This window comes from Paenibacillus sp. FSL H8-0104 (assembly GCF_038050215.1).
Taxonomy (GTDB): Bacteria; Bacillota; Bacilli; order Paenibacillales; family Paenibacillaceae; genus Paenibacillus; species Paenibacillus amylolyticus.
This window is the reverse complement of sequence record NZ_JBBOTC010000001.1, coordinates 4,416,378-4,436,314: the sequence shown is the minus strand read 5'-3', so window position 1 is coordinate 4,436,314 and position 19,937 is coordinate 4,416,378. Positions and strand designations below refer to the sequence as shown.

The window sequence follows — 19,937 nt, the reverse complement described above, 5'->3', positions numbered from 1 at the left end:
TTGAGGAGCGTTGTACATGAAACAGACGATACACGCCTACGCCTTATACTTGGAAGATGATAAAGGGATGTCGAGCAGCACGCTTGAATCGTATCTCCGAGACGTGGACAAGTTCATTGAATTTGCAGATAAGGAATATGGCATACGCGAAGCCGACCAGGTCAGACGTACACATGTCGTCCTGTTTGCAGGTCAGCTCAAACAGGCAGGACGTGCCAATGCAACCATTGCCCGCAGCATCGTATCTCTGCGCTCCTACTTTCATTTTTTGATGCGACGGGGTGATATTATACAGGACCCTACGTTTGATGTGGAAGCTCCCAAGGCGGACAAGACGCCACCACAGGTGTTAAGTATCCAAGAGATCGAACAACTGCTGACAGCGCCTGATACTCGTTCACCGCAGGGTGTGAGAGATCGAGCGATGCTTGAACTGTTATATGCTACAGGCATTAGGGTCTCGGAACTGATTGCCCTTGACATTCGGGATGTACAGCCAGGGATGCGCTTTATACGATGCGGTGGGGCGGGCAAGGAACGTATCCTTCCCATCGGTGCACCAGCTGCACATTGGGCAAGTGTATATGTGGAGGAATTCCGCAACAAGTTGCTCAAAACCGATTCGGCCGAGCAGGCACTATTCGTGAATGTATCTGGCAGACGTTTAACCCGGCAGGGCTTCTGGAAGCTGCTCAAAAAAGCGGCGGTGGATGCGGGAATCTCGGAAGAAATTACGCCGCATACCCTTCGTCATTCGTTTGCAGCACACCTGATTGCCAATGGGGCGGATACACGTGCGGTTCAAGACATGCTGGGTCACGTGGAGCAGCCTGGACAACAATATGGCAATCATGGTCGCAAAACCATGAAAGAAATCTATGAAACCCATCATCCGAGGGCAAGATAGATTTTGACGCATGGCATTCACAAATAAATGCGGAACATTGGGCCGATTTAGGATAAAATAAATTGAATACATCCAAACGCCGTTATACATAAGACGGATCGTTTCAACTCAAGGAGGAACATACATCGCATGACAGCATTAAACCAACAAATGATTTCGGAAGCAGCATCTTATATTCAAAGCAAAAGCTCCATCAAGCCGGAAGTAGGTTTGATTTTGGGTTCAGGTCTTGGCGTACTGGCAGAACTGATTGAAGATGGCGTAAGTATTGCTTATCAGGATGTTCCGCATTTTCCAGTGTCCACAGTAGAAGGACATGAAGGTGAACTATTGGTCGGAACCATTAAAGGTCGTCCAGTCGTGATGATGAAAGGCCGTTTCCATATGTACGAAGGATATGGTCCGGAATTGACAGCTTTCCCGGTACGGGTTATGAAAGAACTGGGTGTAAGCAGCCTGCTTGTAACCAATGCTGCAGGCGGCGTGAATACGTCGTATGAAGCTGGAGACTTGATGCTGATCTCGGATCACTTGAATCTCACAGGCAAAAATCCACTGATCGGACCAAATGACGCTGCACTGGGCGTGCGTTTCCCGGATCTGTCCGAAGCATATAGCCGCCGTTTGCGTGCGCTGGCGAAGGATACGGCTGCATCACAAGGTTTTAACGTACGTGAAGGGGTATACGCAGGTATGCTCGGTCCGAACTATGAGACACCTGCAGAGATCAGAATGCTGCGTACACTGGGCGCAGACGCAGTGGGCATGTCCACTGTATCTGAAGTGATTGTGGCACGCCACGCGGGCCTGGAAGTACTCGGTATTTCCTGTATCAGCAACATGGCTGCCGGAATTCTGGACCAGCCACTGTCACATGATGAGGTTATGGAGACGACGGAACGTGTGCGTGAGTCGTTCCTGGCGCTGGTAGTGGCAGTTATTCCACAAATGTAAGCAAGATTTGAGTAGATAAGGTTACCTCTTTGGATGAGAAATCATAGGGGGGTAACCTTTTTTTGTTGTGTTGAACGTACGGTTACTCATTCCTTGAGTGCAGTGCGTTTTTTTTGGCTATGACCACATTTTCAATAAAAGTTCGGGAAATCATGCTTTACATGGAATAATTTACTGGAAACGGGCCGACAATGATTAGCAGTACATGCATGGAACATGCAGTAAGCAAGTCATTTGAGGAGGTAACCTTGTGAAGAAAAGAATAATGGCATCGTTCATGACCCTTTGTATCCTGCTGTCCCTTATGGCATCAACAGCATTGGCTGAAGAAACACCGAAGGCAGCGGGAGGAACTGATCTGGCCCCGTCGGCGCGCTCTGCGATCTTAATGGATGCAGACACGGGAACGGTCATTTATGAGAAAAACAGTCATGATCAGCTGCCTCCAGCGAGCATTACAAAGATTATGACCATGCTGCTTACAATCGAAGCGATCGACTCGGGTAAGCTGAAGCTGACCGACAAAGTAAGAACAAGCGAGTATGCAGCTTCCATGGGCGGTTCGCAGATCTTCCTGGAGCCTGGGGAAGAAATGACGGTAGATGATATGTTAAAAGGGATCGCGATGGCTTCGGGCAATGATGCCTCGGTAGCGATGGCTGAGAAGATCGCTGGCTCGGAAGAAGCCTTTGTACAGCTGATGAATGAGCGTGCGAAGGAGCTTGGCATGAAGGATACTCATTTTGCCAACTGTAACGGCCTGCCGGTCGATAATCATTATTCTTCCGCCCATGACATTGCCGTCATGAGCCGTGAACTGTTGAAGCATTCCGGGATTACGAAGTACACCGGTGCATATCAGGATTACCTTCGCAAAGATACGGAAAAGCCATTCTGGCTGGTGAATACAAACAAGCTGGTTCGTTTTTATGAAGGGGCAGATGGTTTGAAAACAGGTTACACATCCGAAGCGAAATTCTGCTTGTCCGCAACAGCGTCCAAAGATGGACTGCGTGTCGTTTCCGTGGTACTCGGTGAACCAAATACCAAAACACGGAACAGTGAAGTGTCTTCGATGTTTGACTATGCGTTTAGTCAATATACGATGAAGGCGCTCTACAAGGCAGGGGATCTGCTGGGTAGTCTGAAGATCGAAAAAGGTGAAGTTGCCGAATTGCCTCTGAATGCCACGCAAAATTATAGTGTGCTGATGCGCAAAGGAGCCAAATCCAACGACATCCGGCATGAATTGCTGGTTGCCAAAGAATTGAAAGCTCCGATCAAAGCCGGGCAAAGTATAGGTAAACTGGTGGTTTACCAGGGCAACGACGTCATTAAGGAGTTCGAAATTCAGGCTCCGCAGGATGTGAATAAGGCTGGCTGGTGGAAGCTGTTCAAGCGGACAACGTCCAACCTGTTTGACTAAACGGCGATTTCTGCGAGTTGCACGTATCCTTCGAACATATTTTGTAGTTAAATAGGGGTTTTCTTCTAGTTTTGTCGGGGGGCAGGAAAAGCCTTCGGAAGCGTAGAAATCCTTGTTCTAAGACAGGGAGGAGAGTGAGCAAACGTGAACTTGCATGTGGAAATGGAACACCATCGCGGGATTCTGATTGTACGATTATCCGGGGAGCTGGATCACCATACAGCTGACATGGTACGGATGCAAATGGATGAAGCCATCCAGCGGAGACAAAGCGAGCATCTCGTACTCAGCCTGAAAGATCTGCAATTTATGGACAGTTCAGGTCTGGGTGTCATTTTGGGAAGATACAAGCTCATTAAGAATAAAGGTGGCAAGATGGTGGTCTGTGACGTCAATTCGCCAGTGTACCGTTTGCTGGAAATGTCGGGTCTGTTCAAGATTATGCCGATATACGAAAATGAGGGAACTGCTCTCTCAGGTCTGGAGGTCGTCTCATGAATGAAGGAACAGGGACAAATTTCATGAATCTGCAATTCGCGGCCAAGTCAGAGAATGAGTCGTTTGCACGGGTAACCGTTGCTGCGTTTATCTCCCAGCTTGATCCAACGATGGACGAGCTCAGTGACCTGAAGACGGTCATTTCGGAAGCCGTGACCAACAGCATCATCCACGGATACAACAACAACTCCGAAGGTGTTGTGTCTATCCAGGCCGAGATTCGGGAAGACATGATTACAATCATCGTGGAAGACCGCGGTGAAGGAATCGAAGATCTTGAACTCGCCAAGCAGCCGCTATATACGTCCAAACCCGAACTTGAGCGGTCGGGCATGGGCTTCACCATTATGGAAAACTTTATGGATGAATTCGAAGTCAGCAGTGAGCCCGGCAGAGGCACCTCCATCAAGATGAAAAAAAGGATTGAATCCAAGAAAGCATTGTATAATTAGGGGTTGGTGTTCTTATGGATGCTGAAGTGAAACCATCTTCACAGACCTATTTGGACGATGCCGAGGTCAAACGGCTGATTGCGCTCAGTCAGTCGGGTGACCATGTCTCACGGGATACGCTGGTGAACTGCAACATCAGACTCGTCTGGTCCGTCGTACAGCGTTTTATGAACAGGGGATATGATCCGGAAGATCTGTTCCAGATTGGTTGTATCGGTCTGCTCAAGTCAGTGGACAAATTCGATCTCAGTTATGACGTGAAGTTCTCAACCTACGCGGTACCGATGATCATCGGAGAAATCCAGCGATTCCTGCGGGATGACGGTACCCTGAAGGTCAGTCGTTCACTGAAAGAGATGGCGAATAAAGTCCGCAAAAAAAGGGACGAACTGTCCAAACATCTGGATCGTTTACCAACGATTAAGGAAGTTGCCGCAGAGCTGGGGGTAACTCCGGAGGAAGTTGTATTTGCCCAGGAAGCGAACAAACCACCGACCTCCATCCATGAGACCGTATTTGAGAATGACGGTGATCCCATCACGTTAATGGATCAGATTGCCGACGAGTCTCAGGAACGTTGGTTTGACAAGCTGGCTCTGAACGAAGCCATCGGTGGTCTCAGCGAGCGGGAGCGATTAATCGTTTATCTTCGGTATTACCGAGATCAGACCCAGTCCGAGGTTGCCAGCAGGCTGGGAATATCTCAGGTGCAGGTATCACGTCTGGAGAAAAAAATACTGCAATCCATCCGCGACCAGATCGCGCAGTGATTTCATGGGTTGCACCAACAGTATTGGCGTTTATACACCAATATACAACAACTAACAACCTTCTATCGCGCATTATGGCGAGGGAGGTTATTTGTTGTTAATACGGGGAGATCCCGAACGATTGGACTGCATGACCAGCATCATGCCAAGAATACATGCCATACCAATCCATTGATAGAAGCCAAAAGGTTCATGGAGCCATATGACGGTTGTTCCAACAGCAGCAAGCGGCTCTGCGCTCCCAAGCAAGCTAGTTTCCTTGGGTGTAAGACTTTTGAGACTCGCAATATAAAACCAAAAAGCAATCATGGTTCCAAAAAGGATCGTAAATATCAAATAACCGTAGGTTTCGAGCGTGATGCTAGCAAAATTCATTTTCCAAGGCGGGTGAATAAAACTCATTCCCAAACCAGCGATGATCATAGCCCAGCCAACCACAACAAGTGAATCGAATTTTTTAATTAGTTGCACGGCATACAGCGTATAAAATGCAGCTGAAACCCCGGATAATATGCCCCACATCACTGCGAGCCAGGAGACAGATAACTGCGTGAGTGAGCCGTTCGTCAGTAGGAGAAAACACCCACCGAGAGCCAGAACGGCGCATGCAAGGTCATTGCGTGTAAGGACAGACTGCTTACGGAGTGCGATGTAAATCATGATCATGACAGGGGACAGGTACTGTAGGAGTGTAGCCACCGCTGAATTGCCGTGTTTAATGGATGCCATGTACGTATACTGAACGGCAAGCATGCCCACCAATCCAAAAATGATCAACTGCCCAGCGGTTTTTTTATTTCTCCATACATCAAAAATCTGAAATCTTCCATTTGTAAACGATTGAATAACCAGTAATAGTAACCCAGCAATCAACAATCGTACAGTGACATACCAATTGACCTCAATTCCATCCAGCTGAAACAATTTTTGAGATACCGTCCCCCCAATGCCCCAGCAGATGGCTCCCGTCAGAACGAGCACGATGCCTGAAATTTTGGATTTTGCAGAAGTTGTCATTCTTGTTCGCCTCACCTTAAATATAAGAATAGTGTTATATTAAAGAGAAATACGATACATTTATATCAATATTACACTTAAAAATATAACTATATTGAGATGAGGGCCATGCAGAAGATCGAATTTATCATTGATCAACATTTGAAAGAAATGACGCAACACCGTACCGATACATTATCTATAGCCTGTTATGAGACAACCATTGTTAAAAATGTTCACGGACATATTCCTCTCCACTGGCATGATGAATTGCAGTTTGTTGCCGTTCTTCAGGGTAAGGCGTTGTTCCATATCAACGATCAAAAGATGATTTTGTCCAAAGGTGACGGGGTTTTTATCAACAGTGGAATAATGCATATGGCCGAAGATCACGGGGTGAGCGAGAACTGCATTTATTTATGTCTGAATTTGTCCCCACATGTTATCATGCCTTCGGATTTGTATATAAAGTACGTACATCCATATGTAACAGCAACTAATTTGCCTTTTCTGTATATCGAAAGAGCTAACGCTTGGGGAGAACAGATCCTGGATGTTATTTCACGGATTAGAAAAGAGTTAGTGCACCAAGTTCCTTTTTACGAAGTGAATGTTGCTTCTGCGGTGCTTAATATGTGGAAACTGCTGATTATGAACGGATATTCTCTTGAACATGATCCATCAGAGATGAGCAGAAACAACCGAATGAAAGACATGTTGCAATGGATTAATCTCAATTATGCCGATCCAATTAAGCTTGAAGATATTGCAAAGGCCGGACAGTTAAGTCGATCGGAGACTTGCCGTTATTTCAAGCAAATCCTGAAAACCACACCCATGCAATATGTGATCGAGTACCGCATCCAAAGAAGCATTGAACTATTGCAATCCTCCAAGCGTAGCATCACCGAAATTGCCTATGAGGTCGGTTTTAACAGCACGAGTTATTACATTAACCAATTCCGCAAAACAATGAATTCAACCCCTTTACGATTTAGAAGGGAATTGAACAAAAGAGAAAAAGAACATAATTCTTGAGTTATTGTATATGATCCGTGACCTATCTACCAATACCGAAGAGTCGCCCATACGGCGACTTTTTTTGATATGTAACAAAATGCTCCGCACTCGGTTGCGCCTCAAGTCGGTCAAAAGGAGCGAAACGTGCATCATTGTCTCCAATTTTCTACACAGTTGTATTCTAAGACGCATGCAGAAGACAAACTCCAACGTCATAGAATTTTGAGCCAAATAACCCCCAAAAGCTCTTCTTTTAATTCCCTTCTGCCACCTCCCCAGCATATTTATTTCAAACGTTTGGAAACGGGAGGACGATGGGCAGCGGAGGGATGGAATCGGTCAAAAGGAGCGAAGCGTGAGGGCTCACCTAAGGATACATAAGCAACGCAGGCGGCAGATTAGACCTGAAGAAGCGAAGCGTTCGCCTTTGTCTCCAAATTTCTAACACTTAGAAATCAATAAAAAGAATTTGGAGACAACAGCGATCAGAAGGTTGGTCTGCCGTCGTAGTGTCTGCGTGTATCCTCCCCCCGAGCAACAGTGACCAATGACCGATCCATCCCGCAGCGCCAACTCAGCCTTCCACCTTTTTTCCAACCCGTTTGTAATAAATTTGCACATTCTTCAAATACTAACCTAAATTACGCAGTAAAGGAGTGCTATGGATGTCCCAGACACCCACTCCAATGGTCTATATTCGTCTGCGCAGCCGTATTCGCATCCAGAGGGGCAGAGCAGTCAAGCTTGGAGACATTGCACATGTACTGACCTCTTCAGAAGACCAAGAGGGCAGGCTATTGGAGCTTGAACTGCTAAGCCCTGGACCAGAGGATGGCAATCTGATCCTCATTGATATATTGCAGATTATTCCCCAAATTCGGCACATCTTGCCGGAGGTAAGTGTGGAACTGATAGGATCAGGCCATACGTTGGTTGAAGTCATTGCGGGAAATGGTCAACCTTCCAAGTCTCTGTTCATATTGGTTTGGCTGCTGCTGTTCTTCGGATCGGCCTTAACCATTATGAATTTTCATGCCGATGTGAACATGCAGGAAGTACAGATTCGAATTGTGGAGATGCTCACTGGGCATCGGGACGAACATCCCTATCTGTTCCAAGTGGCGTATTCTATTGGTATTGGATTCGGAATGGCAGTATTTTTTAATCATTTGTTTAAGAAAAAATGGAATGAGGAACCTACCCCGCTGGAAGTAGAGATGTTCCTATACCAGCAAAATGTAGATAAATATGTGGTGATTGAAGAAAGTGAACGGATGCACGAGCAGGAACGCAGGGAGATGAATGCGGATGAGCGTTCTTAATGGAGCAATCAGCATTGTATTGGGTATTGCAGGGGGGATTGCCGTAGGGAGCGGCGTAATTGCGCTCATTCTGGTGCTCGATATGATTCCCAGGTTGGCTCAACTTACGCAATCGTATGACAAAACTCACTGGTACGAAGGGGCGCTAATTGGTGGTTCACTGCTCGGGACGGTGGCGGACTTCTGGCATTGGAAAATGCATGGGGTGCTGCTGCTCAGCCCGATCGTTGGTTTGTTCTGTGGCGTGTTCATCGGTCTGCTCGCCGCAGCGCTCACTGAGGTACTCAATGTACTGCCCGTGCTAGCCAAACGATTGGGCATGAAACCTTATTTATTTGGATTACTGCTCGCCATGATTTTGGGCAAAATGACAGGTTCCCTGTTTGATTTTTTCATATATCAGCGGTAACTCGTGGCCATAGGAGGATGGAAGATGGATGAACGAACGGAGCACACAGGCCAGGAAAATAGTGAAGGTATAACGGAAGAGATGTTACACAAGTCTGCTTATGAGATTCAGAAGGAAGAAGAGGAGAAAGCGTACAATAAGAAAAAACAAAATGAGATGTCCGACAGCATTGAGGAATCCGTACAATATTGGCAGGAAAACGATGATATCTCCCCACGCATGAGTGAGAACAGATATACACTGCAACAGGTGCTGGGGCTTGGAGAATCGTTCGACGTGAATATGAGGGAAATGGTCCTAGGTGGTAAGCACGTTGGATTGCTGATGATCACCGGCTTCGCCAAGGATGAGATTTTGCTTGAAGTCTTGAAAAGATTAACCTATCTCACGCCGGATGACGTCTCAGGACATGCACTCAAATCCTATTTTGAATGTTACATTCCCCACATTCAGGTGGAAAAAGTCGAGAAGATGAGTGCTGTCATCAACAAGGTCCTTACCGGTATGAGCGCAATGTTCGTTGAAGGAGATCGCTCGGTCTTAATTATGGATACACGGAGTTACCCGGTTCGTTCACCAGAAGAACCTTCATTGGAAAGGGTGGTCCGCGGTTCCAGAGACGGCTTTACAGAAACGCTCCTGACCAACGTGACCTTAGTGCGTCGCAGAATACGCGACCCTGGACTGAAGTTTGAGATCATGCAGGTGGGTCGGAGAACACAAACGGATGTCTGCGTGGTGTACATTGACGATATTGTGGATAAAGTGCAGGTGGATTCAGTCCGGGAAAAAATTCAGCGAGTGGATATCGATGGTATTCCGGCCGCCGACAAGCAGCTGGAGGAAGCGATTATCAACAAGGGCTGGAATCCGTTCCCACTCGTTCGATATTCGGAACGACCGGATGTTACAGCCTCCCATTTGCTGGAAGGGCGAGTCGTCATTTTCGTAGACACTTCCCCGAGTGTGATGATTCTGCCTACGACCTTTTTCGACCTATGTGAGCATGCGGAGGAGAACAGACAGACGGCCTTAATGGGAACGTATTTACGATGGGTCCGTTTTGCAGGGATTCTCATCTCGTTGTTTTTGCTACCACTATGGCTTCTGATGGTTATTGACCCTTCGATTAAACCGATGGGACTCGACTTCATTGGTCCGCAGGAAAATGTAAAGTTACCACTGATTCTACAGTTTCTACTGATCGAACTAGGCGTCGATTTATTACGGATGGCAGCGGTCCATACGCCTACACCTCTGGCATCGGCTATGGGCTTAATCGCGGCCATTCTAGTCGGGGATATCGCGGTGAAAACAGGATACTTTGTCAATGAGGTTGTGCTCTATATGGCCATAGCAGCCATCGGTATGTTTGCCACGCCGAGTTACGAGTTGGGTCTCGCCAATAGGCTGGTCAGGCTGGTTCTGCTAGTCGCTGTTGCGATATTCAAGGTTCCGGGGTTGGTCGTGGGCTGTACATTACTCATATTGGCGCTCACCGTTCACCGGTCGTACAATTCTTCGTATCTCTGGCCTTTTATACCGTTTAATGCAAAGGCCTTGGGCAACTTTTTATTCCGGCTTCCGCTGCTGGAAAATAAAAAACGTCCATCATTCAATAAAACCCGTGACAACACCAAAATGTCCGATGATCCGGACGGGGAACTGCAAAAAAGTAAAAAACACAAATGATCTTCCGAAAAATCCATTCATCTCGCTGCCTAATTTGATATACTGGTGTAAAATCATTGGAATATCAATTGTTCCAGTATATAAAAAGTGAGGAATGCAGATTATGTATTTACATGGTACAAGTAAAATAAATGCGCAAGGGCATCTAGAGATTGGCGGAGTTGATGCAACAGATCTGAAAGAACAATTTGGAACTCCCCTGTACGTTGTGGACGAGCAATTGGTTCGTGAGCGTTGCAGAGAGTACATGGAAGCATTCCGTGCTTCCGGACTTGGCTTCCAGGTTGCTTACGCAAGTAAAGCATTCTGTGTAATGGCGATGTGTGCCCTTGCAGCTGAAGAAGGACTTTCCTTGGATGTCGTATCTGACGGTGAACTGTTTACTGCACTGCAAGCAGGATTCCCGGCTGAGCGCATTCACTTCCACGGTAACAACAAAACGCTGGAAGAGATCGAAATGGCTCTTGATGCAGAGATTGGATGCTTTGTTGTTGATAACTTCAATGAATTGCATCTGTTGCAGGCTGTAGCAGCGGACAAAAATCGTAAAGTAAACATTTTGCTTCGTGTGACGCCTGGTGTTGAGGCACATACGCATGAATATATTTCCACAGGTCAGACGGATTCGAAATTTGGATTCGATATCGGTAATGGTACGGCATTTGAAGCGATTGACTTGGCTTCCAAGCAGTCTAATCTGGTATTGCTCGGTGTGCATTCCCACATCGGTTCCCAGATCTTCGAAGTTGAAGGCTTCCAGATGGCGGTTCAACGTGTTGCTGAATTTGCAGCAAGTGTATATGAGCGTCTTAATGTTGCTTTCAAAGTGGTTAACCTTGGTGGTGGATTCGGAATCCGTTATATCGATGGAGATACGCCACTTGAAGTTGCACAATACGTGAAGGCTATTACAGATGCCGTTAAAAATCATTTTGCTCAAATCGGCTATGCCGTACCTGAGATCTGGGTTGAGCCAGGCCGCAGCATCGTGGGTGAAGCGGGAACAACGCTGTATACCGTTGGAACAAGCAAAGACATTCCAGGCGTGCGTAAATACGTTGCCGTTGATGGTGGTATGACCGATAACCCACGTCCTGCTTTGTATGAATCCAAGTATGAAGCTGTGCTTGCCAACCGTGCGAATGAGGCTGCTCAGGAAACAGTATCTGTTGCGGGTAAATGTTGCGAGAGTGGCGATATGTTGATCTGGGATCTGGACCTGCCAAAAGTGGAAAGCGGCGATCTGCTCGCTGTAGCTTGCACAGGTGCGTATAACTACTCCATGGCGAGCAACTACAACCGGATTCGTCGTCCAGCTGTTGTCTTTGTCAAAGACGGTCAAGGGGATGTCGTGGTACGCCGTGAGACGTATCAAGATATCATCCAGAATGACCTGGTACCAGCGCGCATTGGAAAACAGCCAGTAACTCGCTAATTCGTCAAAAGATAATGCGATTCTGCATTATTCAAGATATAGGGATTTTGCAGTTGAAGCAGATGAAAAGGGAACTTCCTTTTTTGTCTGCTTTTTGCGTATTTGAGCTAAATCATGAAAAAAAGTTGCCGTTTTTTTTGCGATCCAGACATTTTCGGTGTACACTAAGAAAAGTGCTGTAATGCTTGGCCCAGGGTCATGCGTTCTGGCACCATTAACGATGGTCAATACGAAAGGAGTCATTTACATATGGCGAAACAAGCGAAAATTAAATTGGCAAACGGCGGAGAAGTTCTGATCGATCTGTTCGATCAAGAAGCTCCAAACACAGTAGCAAACTTTGAGAAACTGGCTAACTCCGGTTTCTACAATGGTCTTACTTTCCACCGCGTTATCCCGGGCTTTGTAGCTCAAGGCGGATGCCCTAACGGTTCCGGTGCAGGTGGCCCAGGTTACACAATCAACTGTGAAATTAACCCGAACAAACATGAGCGCGGAACACTTGCTATGGCACATGCTGGCCGTAACACAGGTGGAAGCCAGTTCTACATCTGCTACCAACCGCAACCACATTTGGATGGACAACATACTGTATTTGGTAAAGTAACTAAAGGTATGGAGTTCGTGGACGCTTTAGAAGGTAAAGACAAAATGGAAACTGTTGAAGTTGTAGAAGCTTAATACCTTCACCTTAACTGGATCCAAACATGAAGTGCTTCTTTTAATAGAAGCACTTTTTTTATTTTTTACATACTTCAAATCGATAATTAGAAAGGATGAATATAACCTTGGATATGGTTACTCAGCTAAGCTTGTTAAAACAAATTTATAGTGAGCGCACGTTGTGGGATGAAGAATTGCAGGCATCGCGCCATGTCGTTCCGGATAGTCTATCCGTAAAGGATCGAGAAGCGCTTGAGGCAGCCGGGCATGAACCGAATCGCTTTGTACGTCCGCAACATGATGAAACGATTACTGAGCTGAAAAAAGTTGCGAACCAATGGACGATCAATGATGCAGCGCAGGCCTTTGTATCCTCTTTGTGGTCAGCACCCATGATCTGGCGTTCGTTGCTTACAGGCAAGCTTATTGCGAGCAGTATGCCAAGTCATGAACATACGCCATATCCATCTTCGAACACTTGTAAGATCTGCGGATTAAGTGTGGATCAAGCAACTGACACAACGCTGCAATGGTATTGGCGGATGACCAATGGAACCCCGTTGGACGGTGATCCTTTTGGATGCGTGTTGGCACTTCGAGAGCTGGCTACCGCGCAGGAGCTTCCAATACCCAATGAGTACGACCGCTGGACATTCCGTGCGGTGTTAACGGTGCTGCGCGAATTACCTCCCAAAACACGTTACAGCAAGGCAGCAGTAGCGCTCAAGAAGGAACGTCTTTTGCCTACACAGAAGGAATATGCCTACCGTGATTTACTTGAGACGTTAGCTCTGATTGGCATATTGGATACGCAGGAACATCCTGGAATGATCACGGAATTCACCTCATACATGCAGCGTGACGCACGCCCCAATGTGCGGGTTGAAGTGCAGGCCCCTCTGGCGTGGTGGGATTCATCTGTCGGAATTAATGAGAACAACCTGAACAAGATATTTCATGATTTTGATCTGAATAATATATCACTTGCGGATAAGCCTGGTGAGAGTCCAGCTGTAAAGGACACGATCTTAGGGGCATTGGAGAAGAAGAGAAGTGTTCGCGGAAAAGTACCAAAGGCATCACCTGATGCAGGTACCGGGGAGGTACAGTCTGGAGATGTGTATGCTGTTCGGGTCCGGGAAGGTGTATGGGTGACTGTATATTGTCATGAAGTCAGAGACAAGCGCGTCATCGTTGAATATCTGGATGGAGTCTTCCCAGAGATGCCGGGAAAAGCAGATTTGCATGGGACGTTTCGACCGAGAGCGAATGGACGCTGGAAATGCTCGGCTATTGCGATCGATTCCACAAGTTGGGTCAGAAGGGTGGCAAGAGAGTTCCCGCTTCCGACTTCGCCCCTGCAAGAACCTGATCGCACTCCATTCCATAATGCCAAAGAATTAAAGCATATGGCGAGCTGGTGTTTTCCTGATATGTAGAATGATGCGATGGATGTGAAATAGGCCTCCAAGCCAAAACCGTGCCTCTTTGAGAGGAAGCGGTTTTTTGTTGTTTCTTAGCTTATTAAAAGTTAGTATGTGACAAAAAGGAACAAAAAACAATTGATTTTTTGGCATTAAAGTGCTAACATCCAAGTAATAACGAAAGCAATCCTTCAGGGCAGGGTGTAATTCCCTACCGGCGGTGATGCAGGAAGTGTAAGGACCTATGGTGTCCAGCACTTGATGCAAAGTCCGTGACCTGTCTGCCATTGGCAGATGGCTGATCTGGTGTAATTCCAGAACCGACAGTATAGTCTGGATGGGAGAAGGAGAGGTGCAGACCTAACAGGTTTGCATTCAGCAGGAGTATTGCTGCACAGTCACAATTTGTATTGTCTTGCACTGTGCAGGGAAGATCCGGTTACGTCGGACAGTTCCATACATATGCCGCACTATAAAAGCTCTTTACCTGTAATTGATGTTCATTAAGGTATGTGTCTATTTTCACTTGCCCGAAATGAAGTTTTGGGCAAAGTGTTGGCGTGCTGTATCCATTTCACTCCTGCTGGTGACATTTGTCTCTCATCATCCCCATCGAACTGATTGTTCGACGGGGATTTTTTAATAAACAAGACTTTAAACCGCGGGGTGAACGGATTTGGAAATGATCAATGATGAATTTTATATGGCACTGGCATTGGATATGGCGGAACGAGCACAGGGACAGACGGGGATTAATCCGGTTGTTGGATGTGTAGTTGTGAAAGAAGGCCGTATTGTAGGCCTGGGGAGCCATCTGAAACGTGGAACCGGTCATGCAGAGGTGCATGCACTTAACATGGCAGGCAGTGATGCAGAGGGAAGTACGGTATACGTTACACTTGAGCCTTGTAGTCATTATGGCAAGACGCCACCTTGTAGTGAACGCCTGATTCATGAAAAGGTGAAACGTGTTGTGGTGTGTTGTGAAGATCCAAATCCGCAAGTATCCGGCAGGGGTATAAGCATGCTTCGTCAACAAGGCATTGAAGTTGAAGTTGGCGTACTGCGTGAGCGTGGAAGACGCATGAATGAAAAGTTCATTAAATTTATCACAACGGGTCTACCTTTTGTGACACTGAAGACGGCTACTACTCTGGATGGCAAAATTGCTACTCGCAGCGGAGACAGCAAGTGGATCTCTAACGAGCCCGCTCGTGAGATTGTGCATGCCCTTCGTCATCGTCACCAGGGAATCATGGTTGGCGTCGACACGGTAATCGCCGATAATCCGGAACTAACAACCCGTTTGCAAGTCGAAGGCATTAGTCCAGTGCGCATTGTAGTGGATTCCAAGTTACGTCTTCCCGTAGGTGCCAAAATGGTTAAGGATGGTCTTGCTCCAACATGGGTGCTGACAACAGACGAAGCCAGTCCTGAAGCTGCTGAACGTTTGGAAGCCTACGGCGTCGAAATTATACGCTGTGGTCCTGGACCACGTGTGGATCTGTTAAACGGACTTAGCAAGTTGGGTGAGCGTGACATTGGTTCAATTTTGCTTGAAGGTGGAGGCACCTTGAATGGAGCCATGCTGGAGGCAAGGTTGGTCGATCGACTGCTCATGTTTATCGCTCCGAAGATTGTAGGCGGTTATGATACACCTGGAAGCTTCCGCTTCGAGGGTGTGGAACGTATGAATCAGGCGATTCAATTGAATCAGTTGGAGATTGAACAAGTTGGAGATAATATCAGCATTGGCGGTATTCCGGTGTGGCCTGAATAAATAAATGGATTTGAAAGTAGAAAGTTAGGTTCTTTATACTTGAAAAAGGGAGGCGGCAGCATGTTTACCGGTTTGGTGGAAGAAGTCGGTCAGATCCGGCGTATTGGTCGGAAAGGCGAAGCGATGGTCCTGAATATCGGAGCTTCCGCCATCATGGACGATCTGAAGATTGGTGATAGTGTAGCAGTGAACGGTGTGTGCTTAACTGCGACAACGCTCGAAGGTGGAGGTTTTACCGCCGATGTAATGCCTGAAACCTATCGCCATACCAATCTCAGTCAGCTGCAATCTGGCAGTAAAGTTAATCTGGAGCGGGCCATGCAATCAGGCGGTCGTTTTGGCGGACATATCGTTCAGGGTCATGTCGATGGTACTGGAGTGATTGGCAGTATAACACGTGATCAGAATGCAATTGTGTTTGAGATCAAGCCTGATGATCACCAGTTGTTCAAATATCTGATCCCCAAAGGATCGGTTACACTGGATGGCATTAGTTTAACCGTTGTCCATACATCGGATACCGCATTCACGGTTTCCATTATCCCGCATACCATTGGTGAAACTGTACTAAATGTGAAAAAGACAGGGGATACCATTAATATCGAATGCGATATTTTGGGCAAATATGTGGATCATCTGCTCCAGTATGGGAGAGGACATCGGGAGACGGGTGCTGGCAAGCCGCGCAGTATCAGTGAAGATTTTCTCTCCAATCACGGATTTGCATAAATAGAGAACAGAAATTAACTGGAGGTGGACCAATGTCAGAACAATCCATTCTGGACACAATAGAAGAAGCCATATATGATCTCATGCGTGGTAAACCCGTCATTGTTGTGGATGATGAAGATCGGGAGAATGAAGGCGATTTTATCGCTTTGGCCGAAAAGGCGACACCTGAAGTCATTAATTTCATGATTACTGAAGGTAGAGGTCTGGTCTGTGTTCCGATTACACAACAACGTGCGGACGAACTTAACCTGAAACCGATGGTTCAACAAAATACGGATTTCCATGGAACAGCCTTCACCGTTTCTGTGGACCACAAAGATACGACAACAGGTATTTCGGCACATGAACGCTCTATTACCGTGAAAGGTCTAATTGATCCTGAGGCGAAAGCCGGGGACTTCCGTAAGCCTGGTCACATGTTCCCGTTGATTGCAAAAGACGGCGGAGTACTTCGTCGTGCCGGGCACACAGAAGCGGCGGTAGATTTGGCCATTATGTGTGGTTCCTACCCTGCTGGCGTTATTTGTGAAGTGATTAAGGAAGATGGCACGATGGCCAGACTTCCGGATCTGCAGGAGATTGCCCGGAAGCATGATCTGAAGCTGATCAGTATTCAGGACATGATTCGTTACCGTAACGAAAAAGAGCAGCTGGTTCAACGTGAAGTGGCTGTGCGTATGCCAACGGACTTTGGTGAGTTTCAAGCGGTGGCTTATACAAACGCTGTGGACAATAAGGAACATGTGGCTTTGGTCAAAGGAGAAATTGATGGTTCGAAACCCGTACTTGTACGTGTGCACTCTGAATGTTTGACAGGTGATGTATTCCATTCGCATCGTTGTGACTGTGGTCCGCAGTTTGATGCGGCACTCAAACAGATCCACGAGGAAGGCAATGGTGTACTGCTTTATATGAGACAGGAAGGTCGGGGTATTGGCCTGATCAACAAACTCAAAGCCTATAAGTTGCAAGAGGAAGGTATGGATACTGTTGATGCAAACCTGAGTTTGGGTTTTGCTGCTGACTTGCGTGATTACGGAATTGGTGCCCAAATTCTGAAAGACCTTGGGATTCGTCAGATCAGGCTGTTAACTAACAACCCTCGTAAAATTAAAGGTCTTGAAGGATATGGACTTGAAGTCGTAGAGCGTGTCGCGATCCAGATGGAGGAGAACGAGGACAATACGGTTTATCTTCATACCAAGCAAGCCAAGCTGGGGCATATGCTCAAGTTTGATGATATCGAGCAAAACGAACAGTAAATATATTTTAGATGAACAATGTTCACCATGTAATTTATGGAAGAGATTAATTAGGAATTTCCGTTACTTACATTACATTATACCGTTAGGGAGATGACTTGAATGCCACAATTTTTTGAAGGACATTTAGTTTCAGAAGGATCACGATATGGAGTTGTCGTTGGACGTTTCAACGAATTCATTACCAGTAAATTGCTTAGCGCAGCGCTCGATGCATTCAAACGTCACGGCGTTCAGGATGATGAAGTGGATGTAGCCTGGGTTCCAGGTGCGTTCGAAATCCCTTTGATTGCGCAGAAAATGGCAGAGAGCGGCAAGTATGATGCGGTGATTACCTTGGGAACTGTCATTCGTGGATCCACTACGCATTACGATTATGTGTGCAACGAGATGGCTAAAGGGGTAGCAGCAATTAATCTGAAAACTGGCGTGCCTACGATCTTTGGACTGGTTACAACAGAAAATATTGAACAAGCGATTGAACGTGCTGGAACCAAAGCGGGTAACAAAGGTTGGGATGCAGCTACGGCGGCAATTGAGATGGCAAACTTGACGAAACAGCTAAAATAGTGCTTATTTAATAGTAGTGCCCTGCTTTGCGCAGACGAACACGGGAAACCGATTCGGACGGCTTAGCAGGGTTTTGTATTTTTCTGGCGGGAGGATTCGTCTAGTGACGGTAGTTACATACAAACTGGAGACTTTTGAAGGGCCTTTGGATCTGCTGCTTCATCTGATTGATAAGGCTGAAATTCATATCCAGGATATTCCCATCAGCGATATTACCGATCAATACATGGCGTATCTGCATTCGATGCAGGAACTGGAACTGGATATTACGAGTGAATTTCTGGTCATGGCAGCAACATTGCTGTCGATCAAGAGCAAACTTTTATTGCCCAAACCACCGGTCATTGAGGACTTCGAGGATTATGATTATATGGAAGAAGAAGATTATGATCCACGTGCAGAGCTGATTGCGCGTCTGATAGAATATCGCAAGTACAAGGGAATTGCGCGTCATCTTCATGAACGGGAGTGGGAACGCAGTCTTATATTTTCCAAAGAGCCCGAGGATCTGCGCCCCTATATGCCCGTAGAAGCCCAATCGAACCCGGTTGAGGGTTTACACACCTCTGACCTGATTGCAGCATTTCAGAAGGCGCTACGCAAGGCTGAGAAGCGTACAACCGTAACCCGGATCAAACGGGATGAGATTTCGGTTAAGGATCGGATACGGGATGTCATCGGCGCTTTGGAAAGTATGGGGCCGGGTGGCAGACTGTTATTCTCCAAGTTGATGGATGAACATATCTATCGCCATGAGATTGTTGTCACTTTTCTGGCGGTGCTGGAACTGATGAAGATGAAGCAGATTGTCTGTTATCAGGAACGGATGTTTGAGGATATCGTTATGGAGTGGAGAGGGGAAACAAAGAATCATGGATTTTCCGAAATTGAAATCGATTATTGAAGGCCTGCTGTTTTTGTCCGGAGAAGAAGGTCTGAGTATCAAACAAATCGCCGAGATCGTTGACCAGCGAGTGGAGCTTGTAACGGACGCGATTGAGGAGATGATTCATGAATTTTCACAGCAGGGACGAGGTGTACAGATTCTCAAGATCGCTGGTGTAGTTCAGTTGGGCACCTTGCCTGACCACGCTGTATATTTCGAGAAACTGGCATACTCTCCCGCGCGTACGTCCTTATCCCAAGCGGCTCTGGAGACGCTGGCTATTGTAGCGTACCGGCAGCCCATTACACGGGTAGAGATTGAGGAAATCCGCGGTGTAAAATCGGAGCGGGCCATCCATACGCTTGTGAATAAGGATCTGATTATTGAAGTGGGACGAGCCGAGGCGATCGGACGACCAATTCTGTACGGAACAACCAAGTCATTCCTGGATTATTTCGGACTGGCTTCAATTAAAGACCTTCCGGAACCGGGCTTGTTCGAAGATTCCGAAAACCTGGAGGAAGAGACACAACTATTATTCAACAAACTGGATTTGCAACAACTGGAACCGGAAAGTGCTGATCCGGTGGATGATCTAAGTCAATTTGACAACGAAGACGATAATACGGACTCTTCACTCTAATTTGCAAGCTCATACTAACCGACACCCATCAGTGGAGTCGGTTTTTTTGCGCATTGTTTTTAGATAAATGGTGAATAAAACAGTTTCCAAACAAAT

20 protein-coding genes and 1 riboswitch are annotated in these 19,937 nt (G+C 46.7%); of the genes, 19 read left to right on the top strand and 1 reads right to left on the bottom strand.

The window, feature by feature from the left end:
- Positions 1-16: 16 nt before the first annotated feature.
- From NST38_RS19710 to sigF, 6 genes are all read left to right on the top strand, one after another.
- On the top strand, positions 17-907 hold the full coding sequence (locus NST38_RS19710) for a tyrosine recombinase (protein ID WP_076251126.1): 891 nt from the start codon (positions 17-19) through the stop codon (positions 905-907).
- Positions 908-1,036: 129 nt separating this feature from the next.
- Positions 1,037-1,861: a purine-nucleoside phosphorylase gene (locus NST38_RS19705; protein WP_076251128.1), complete on the top strand. Its 825-nt coding sequence runs from the start codon at positions 1,037-1,039 to the stop codon at positions 1,859-1,861.
- A gap of 304 nt (positions 1,862-2,165) precedes the next feature.
- On the top strand, positions 2,166-3,287 hold the full coding sequence (locus NST38_RS19700; RefSeq protein WP_256720020.1) for a D-alanyl-D-alanine carboxypeptidase family protein: 1,122 nt from the start codon (positions 2,166-2,168) through the stop codon (positions 3,285-3,287).
- Between the two features lie 144 nt (positions 3,288-3,431).
- Positions 3,432-3,785, top strand: coding sequence for an anti-sigma F factor antagonist (gene spoIIAA, locus NST38_RS19695; RefSeq protein WP_017687636.1), 354 nt, complete (start codon positions 3,432-3,434; stop codon positions 3,783-3,785).
- Positions 3,782-4,237 carry an anti-sigma F factor gene (gene spoIIAB / locus NST38_RS19690; RefSeq protein ID WP_036672324.1) on the top strand — a complete coding sequence of 152 codons (456 nt, stop codon included), beginning with the start codon at positions 3,782-3,784 and terminating at the stop codon, positions 4,235-4,237. Before spoIIAA ends, spoIIAB begins: the two co-directional genes overlap by 4 nt.
- Before the next feature lie 14 nt (positions 4,238-4,251).
- Positions 4,252-5,007 (top strand): RNA polymerase sporulation sigma factor SigF, encoded by a 756-nt coding sequence (gene sigF / locus NST38_RS19685; RefSeq protein ID WP_036607856.1) that lies wholly within the window; start codon positions 4,252-4,254, stop codon positions 5,005-5,007.
- Positions 5,008-5,094: 87 nt separating this feature from the next.
- Here sigF and NST38_RS19680 read toward each other — a convergent pair whose 3' ends face one another.
- Positions 5,095-6,024, bottom strand: a complete 930-nt coding sequence (locus tag NST38_RS19680; RefSeq protein WP_076251132.1) for a DMT family transporter — start codon at positions 6,022-6,024, stop codon at positions 5,095-5,097.
- Positions 6,025-6,132: 108 nt separating this feature from the next.
- On the opposite strand from NST38_RS19680, the gene NST38_RS19675 reads away from it, so the two are divergent.
- The 13 genes from NST38_RS19675 to scpB all read left to right on the top strand — a co-directional run bounded on the left by NST38_RS19675 (position 6,133) and on the right by scpB (position 19,841).
- Positions 6,133-7,041 (top strand): AraC family transcriptional regulator, encoded by a 909-nt coding sequence (locus NST38_RS19675; RefSeq protein WP_076251134.1) that lies wholly within the window; start codon positions 6,133-6,135, stop codon positions 7,039-7,041.
- Positions 7,042-7,688: 647 nt separating this feature from the next.
- Positions 7,689-8,345 carry a stage V sporulation protein AA gene (locus tag NST38_RS19670; RefSeq protein WP_017687642.1) on the top strand — a complete coding sequence of 219 codons (657 nt, stop codon included), beginning with the start codon at positions 7,689-7,691 and terminating at the stop codon, positions 8,343-8,345.
- Complete coding sequence (locus NST38_RS19665; RefSeq protein ID WP_026080996.1) at positions 8,326-8,754, top strand: stage V sporulation protein AB; 429 nt, start codon at positions 8,326-8,328, stop codon at positions 8,752-8,754. The genes NST38_RS19670 and NST38_RS19665 overlap by 20 nt, the downstream gene beginning before the upstream one ends.
- Positions 8,755-8,778: 24 nt before the next feature.
- Positions 8,779-10,446, top strand: coding sequence for a spore germination protein (locus tag NST38_RS19660; RefSeq protein ID WP_017687644.1), 1,668 nt, complete (start codon positions 8,779-8,781; stop codon positions 10,444-10,446).
- Between the two features lie 103 nt (positions 10,447-10,549).
- On the top strand, positions 10,550-11,881 hold the full coding sequence (gene lysA, locus NST38_RS19655; protein WP_017687645.1) for a diaminopimelate decarboxylase: 1,332 nt from the start codon (positions 10,550-10,552) through the stop codon (positions 11,879-11,881).
- Positions 11,882-12,130: 249 nt separating this feature from the next.
- Complete coding sequence (locus NST38_RS19650; RefSeq protein WP_017687646.1) at positions 12,131-12,562, top strand: peptidylprolyl isomerase; 432 nt, start codon at positions 12,131-12,133, stop codon at positions 12,560-12,562.
- A gap of 113 nt (positions 12,563-12,675) precedes the next feature.
- The gene (locus NST38_RS19645; protein WP_341344268.1) at positions 12,676-13,983 is read left to right on the top strand and encodes a hypothetical protein; all 1,308 of its coding nucleotides are present in this window, start codon (positions 12,676-12,678) and stop codon (positions 13,981-13,983) included.
- Between the two features lie 168 nt (positions 13,984-14,151).
- Positions 14,152-14,321, top strand: a riboswitch (FMN riboswitch).
- Positions 14,322-14,644: 323 nt separating this feature from the next.
- Entirely contained in the window at positions 14,645-15,748 is a 1,104-nt protein-coding gene (ribD, locus tag NST38_RS19640) for a bifunctional diaminohydroxyphosphoribosylaminopyrimidine deaminase/5-amino-6-(5-phosphoribosylamino)uracil reductase RibD (protein WP_036607842.1), read from the top strand.
- A 60-nt stretch (positions 15,749-15,808) separates the two neighbouring features.
- A complete protein-coding gene (gene ribE, locus NST38_RS19635; RefSeq protein ID WP_036607839.1) occupies positions 15,809-16,477 on the top strand; it encodes a riboflavin synthase in 669 nt (222 codons plus the stop codon).
- Between the two features lie 32 nt (positions 16,478-16,509).
- Positions 16,510-17,742 (top strand): bifunctional 3,4-dihydroxy-2-butanone-4-phosphate synthase/GTP cyclohydrolase II, encoded by a 1,233-nt coding sequence (locus NST38_RS19630; protein ID WP_036672311.1) that lies wholly within the window; start codon positions 16,510-16,512, stop codon positions 17,740-17,742.
- Between the two features lie 102 nt (positions 17,743-17,844).
- Positions 17,845-18,312: a 6,7-dimethyl-8-ribityllumazine synthase gene (ribH, locus tag NST38_RS19625; RefSeq protein WP_017687651.1), complete on the top strand. Its 468-nt coding sequence runs from the start codon at positions 17,845-17,847 to the stop codon at positions 18,310-18,312.
- 103 nt (positions 18,313-18,415) lie between these two features.
- Positions 18,416-19,216, top strand: coding sequence for a segregation and condensation protein A (locus NST38_RS19620; protein ID WP_036672308.1), 801 nt, complete (start codon positions 18,416-18,418; stop codon positions 19,214-19,216).
- Complete coding sequence (gene scpB, locus NST38_RS19615) at positions 19,185-19,841, top strand: SMC-Scp complex subunit ScpB (RefSeq protein WP_076251139.1); 657 nt, start codon at positions 19,185-19,187, stop codon at positions 19,839-19,841. The genes NST38_RS19620 and scpB overlap by 32 nt, the downstream gene beginning before the upstream one ends.
- The last annotated feature ends 96 nt before the right edge of the window (positions 19,842-19,937 follow it).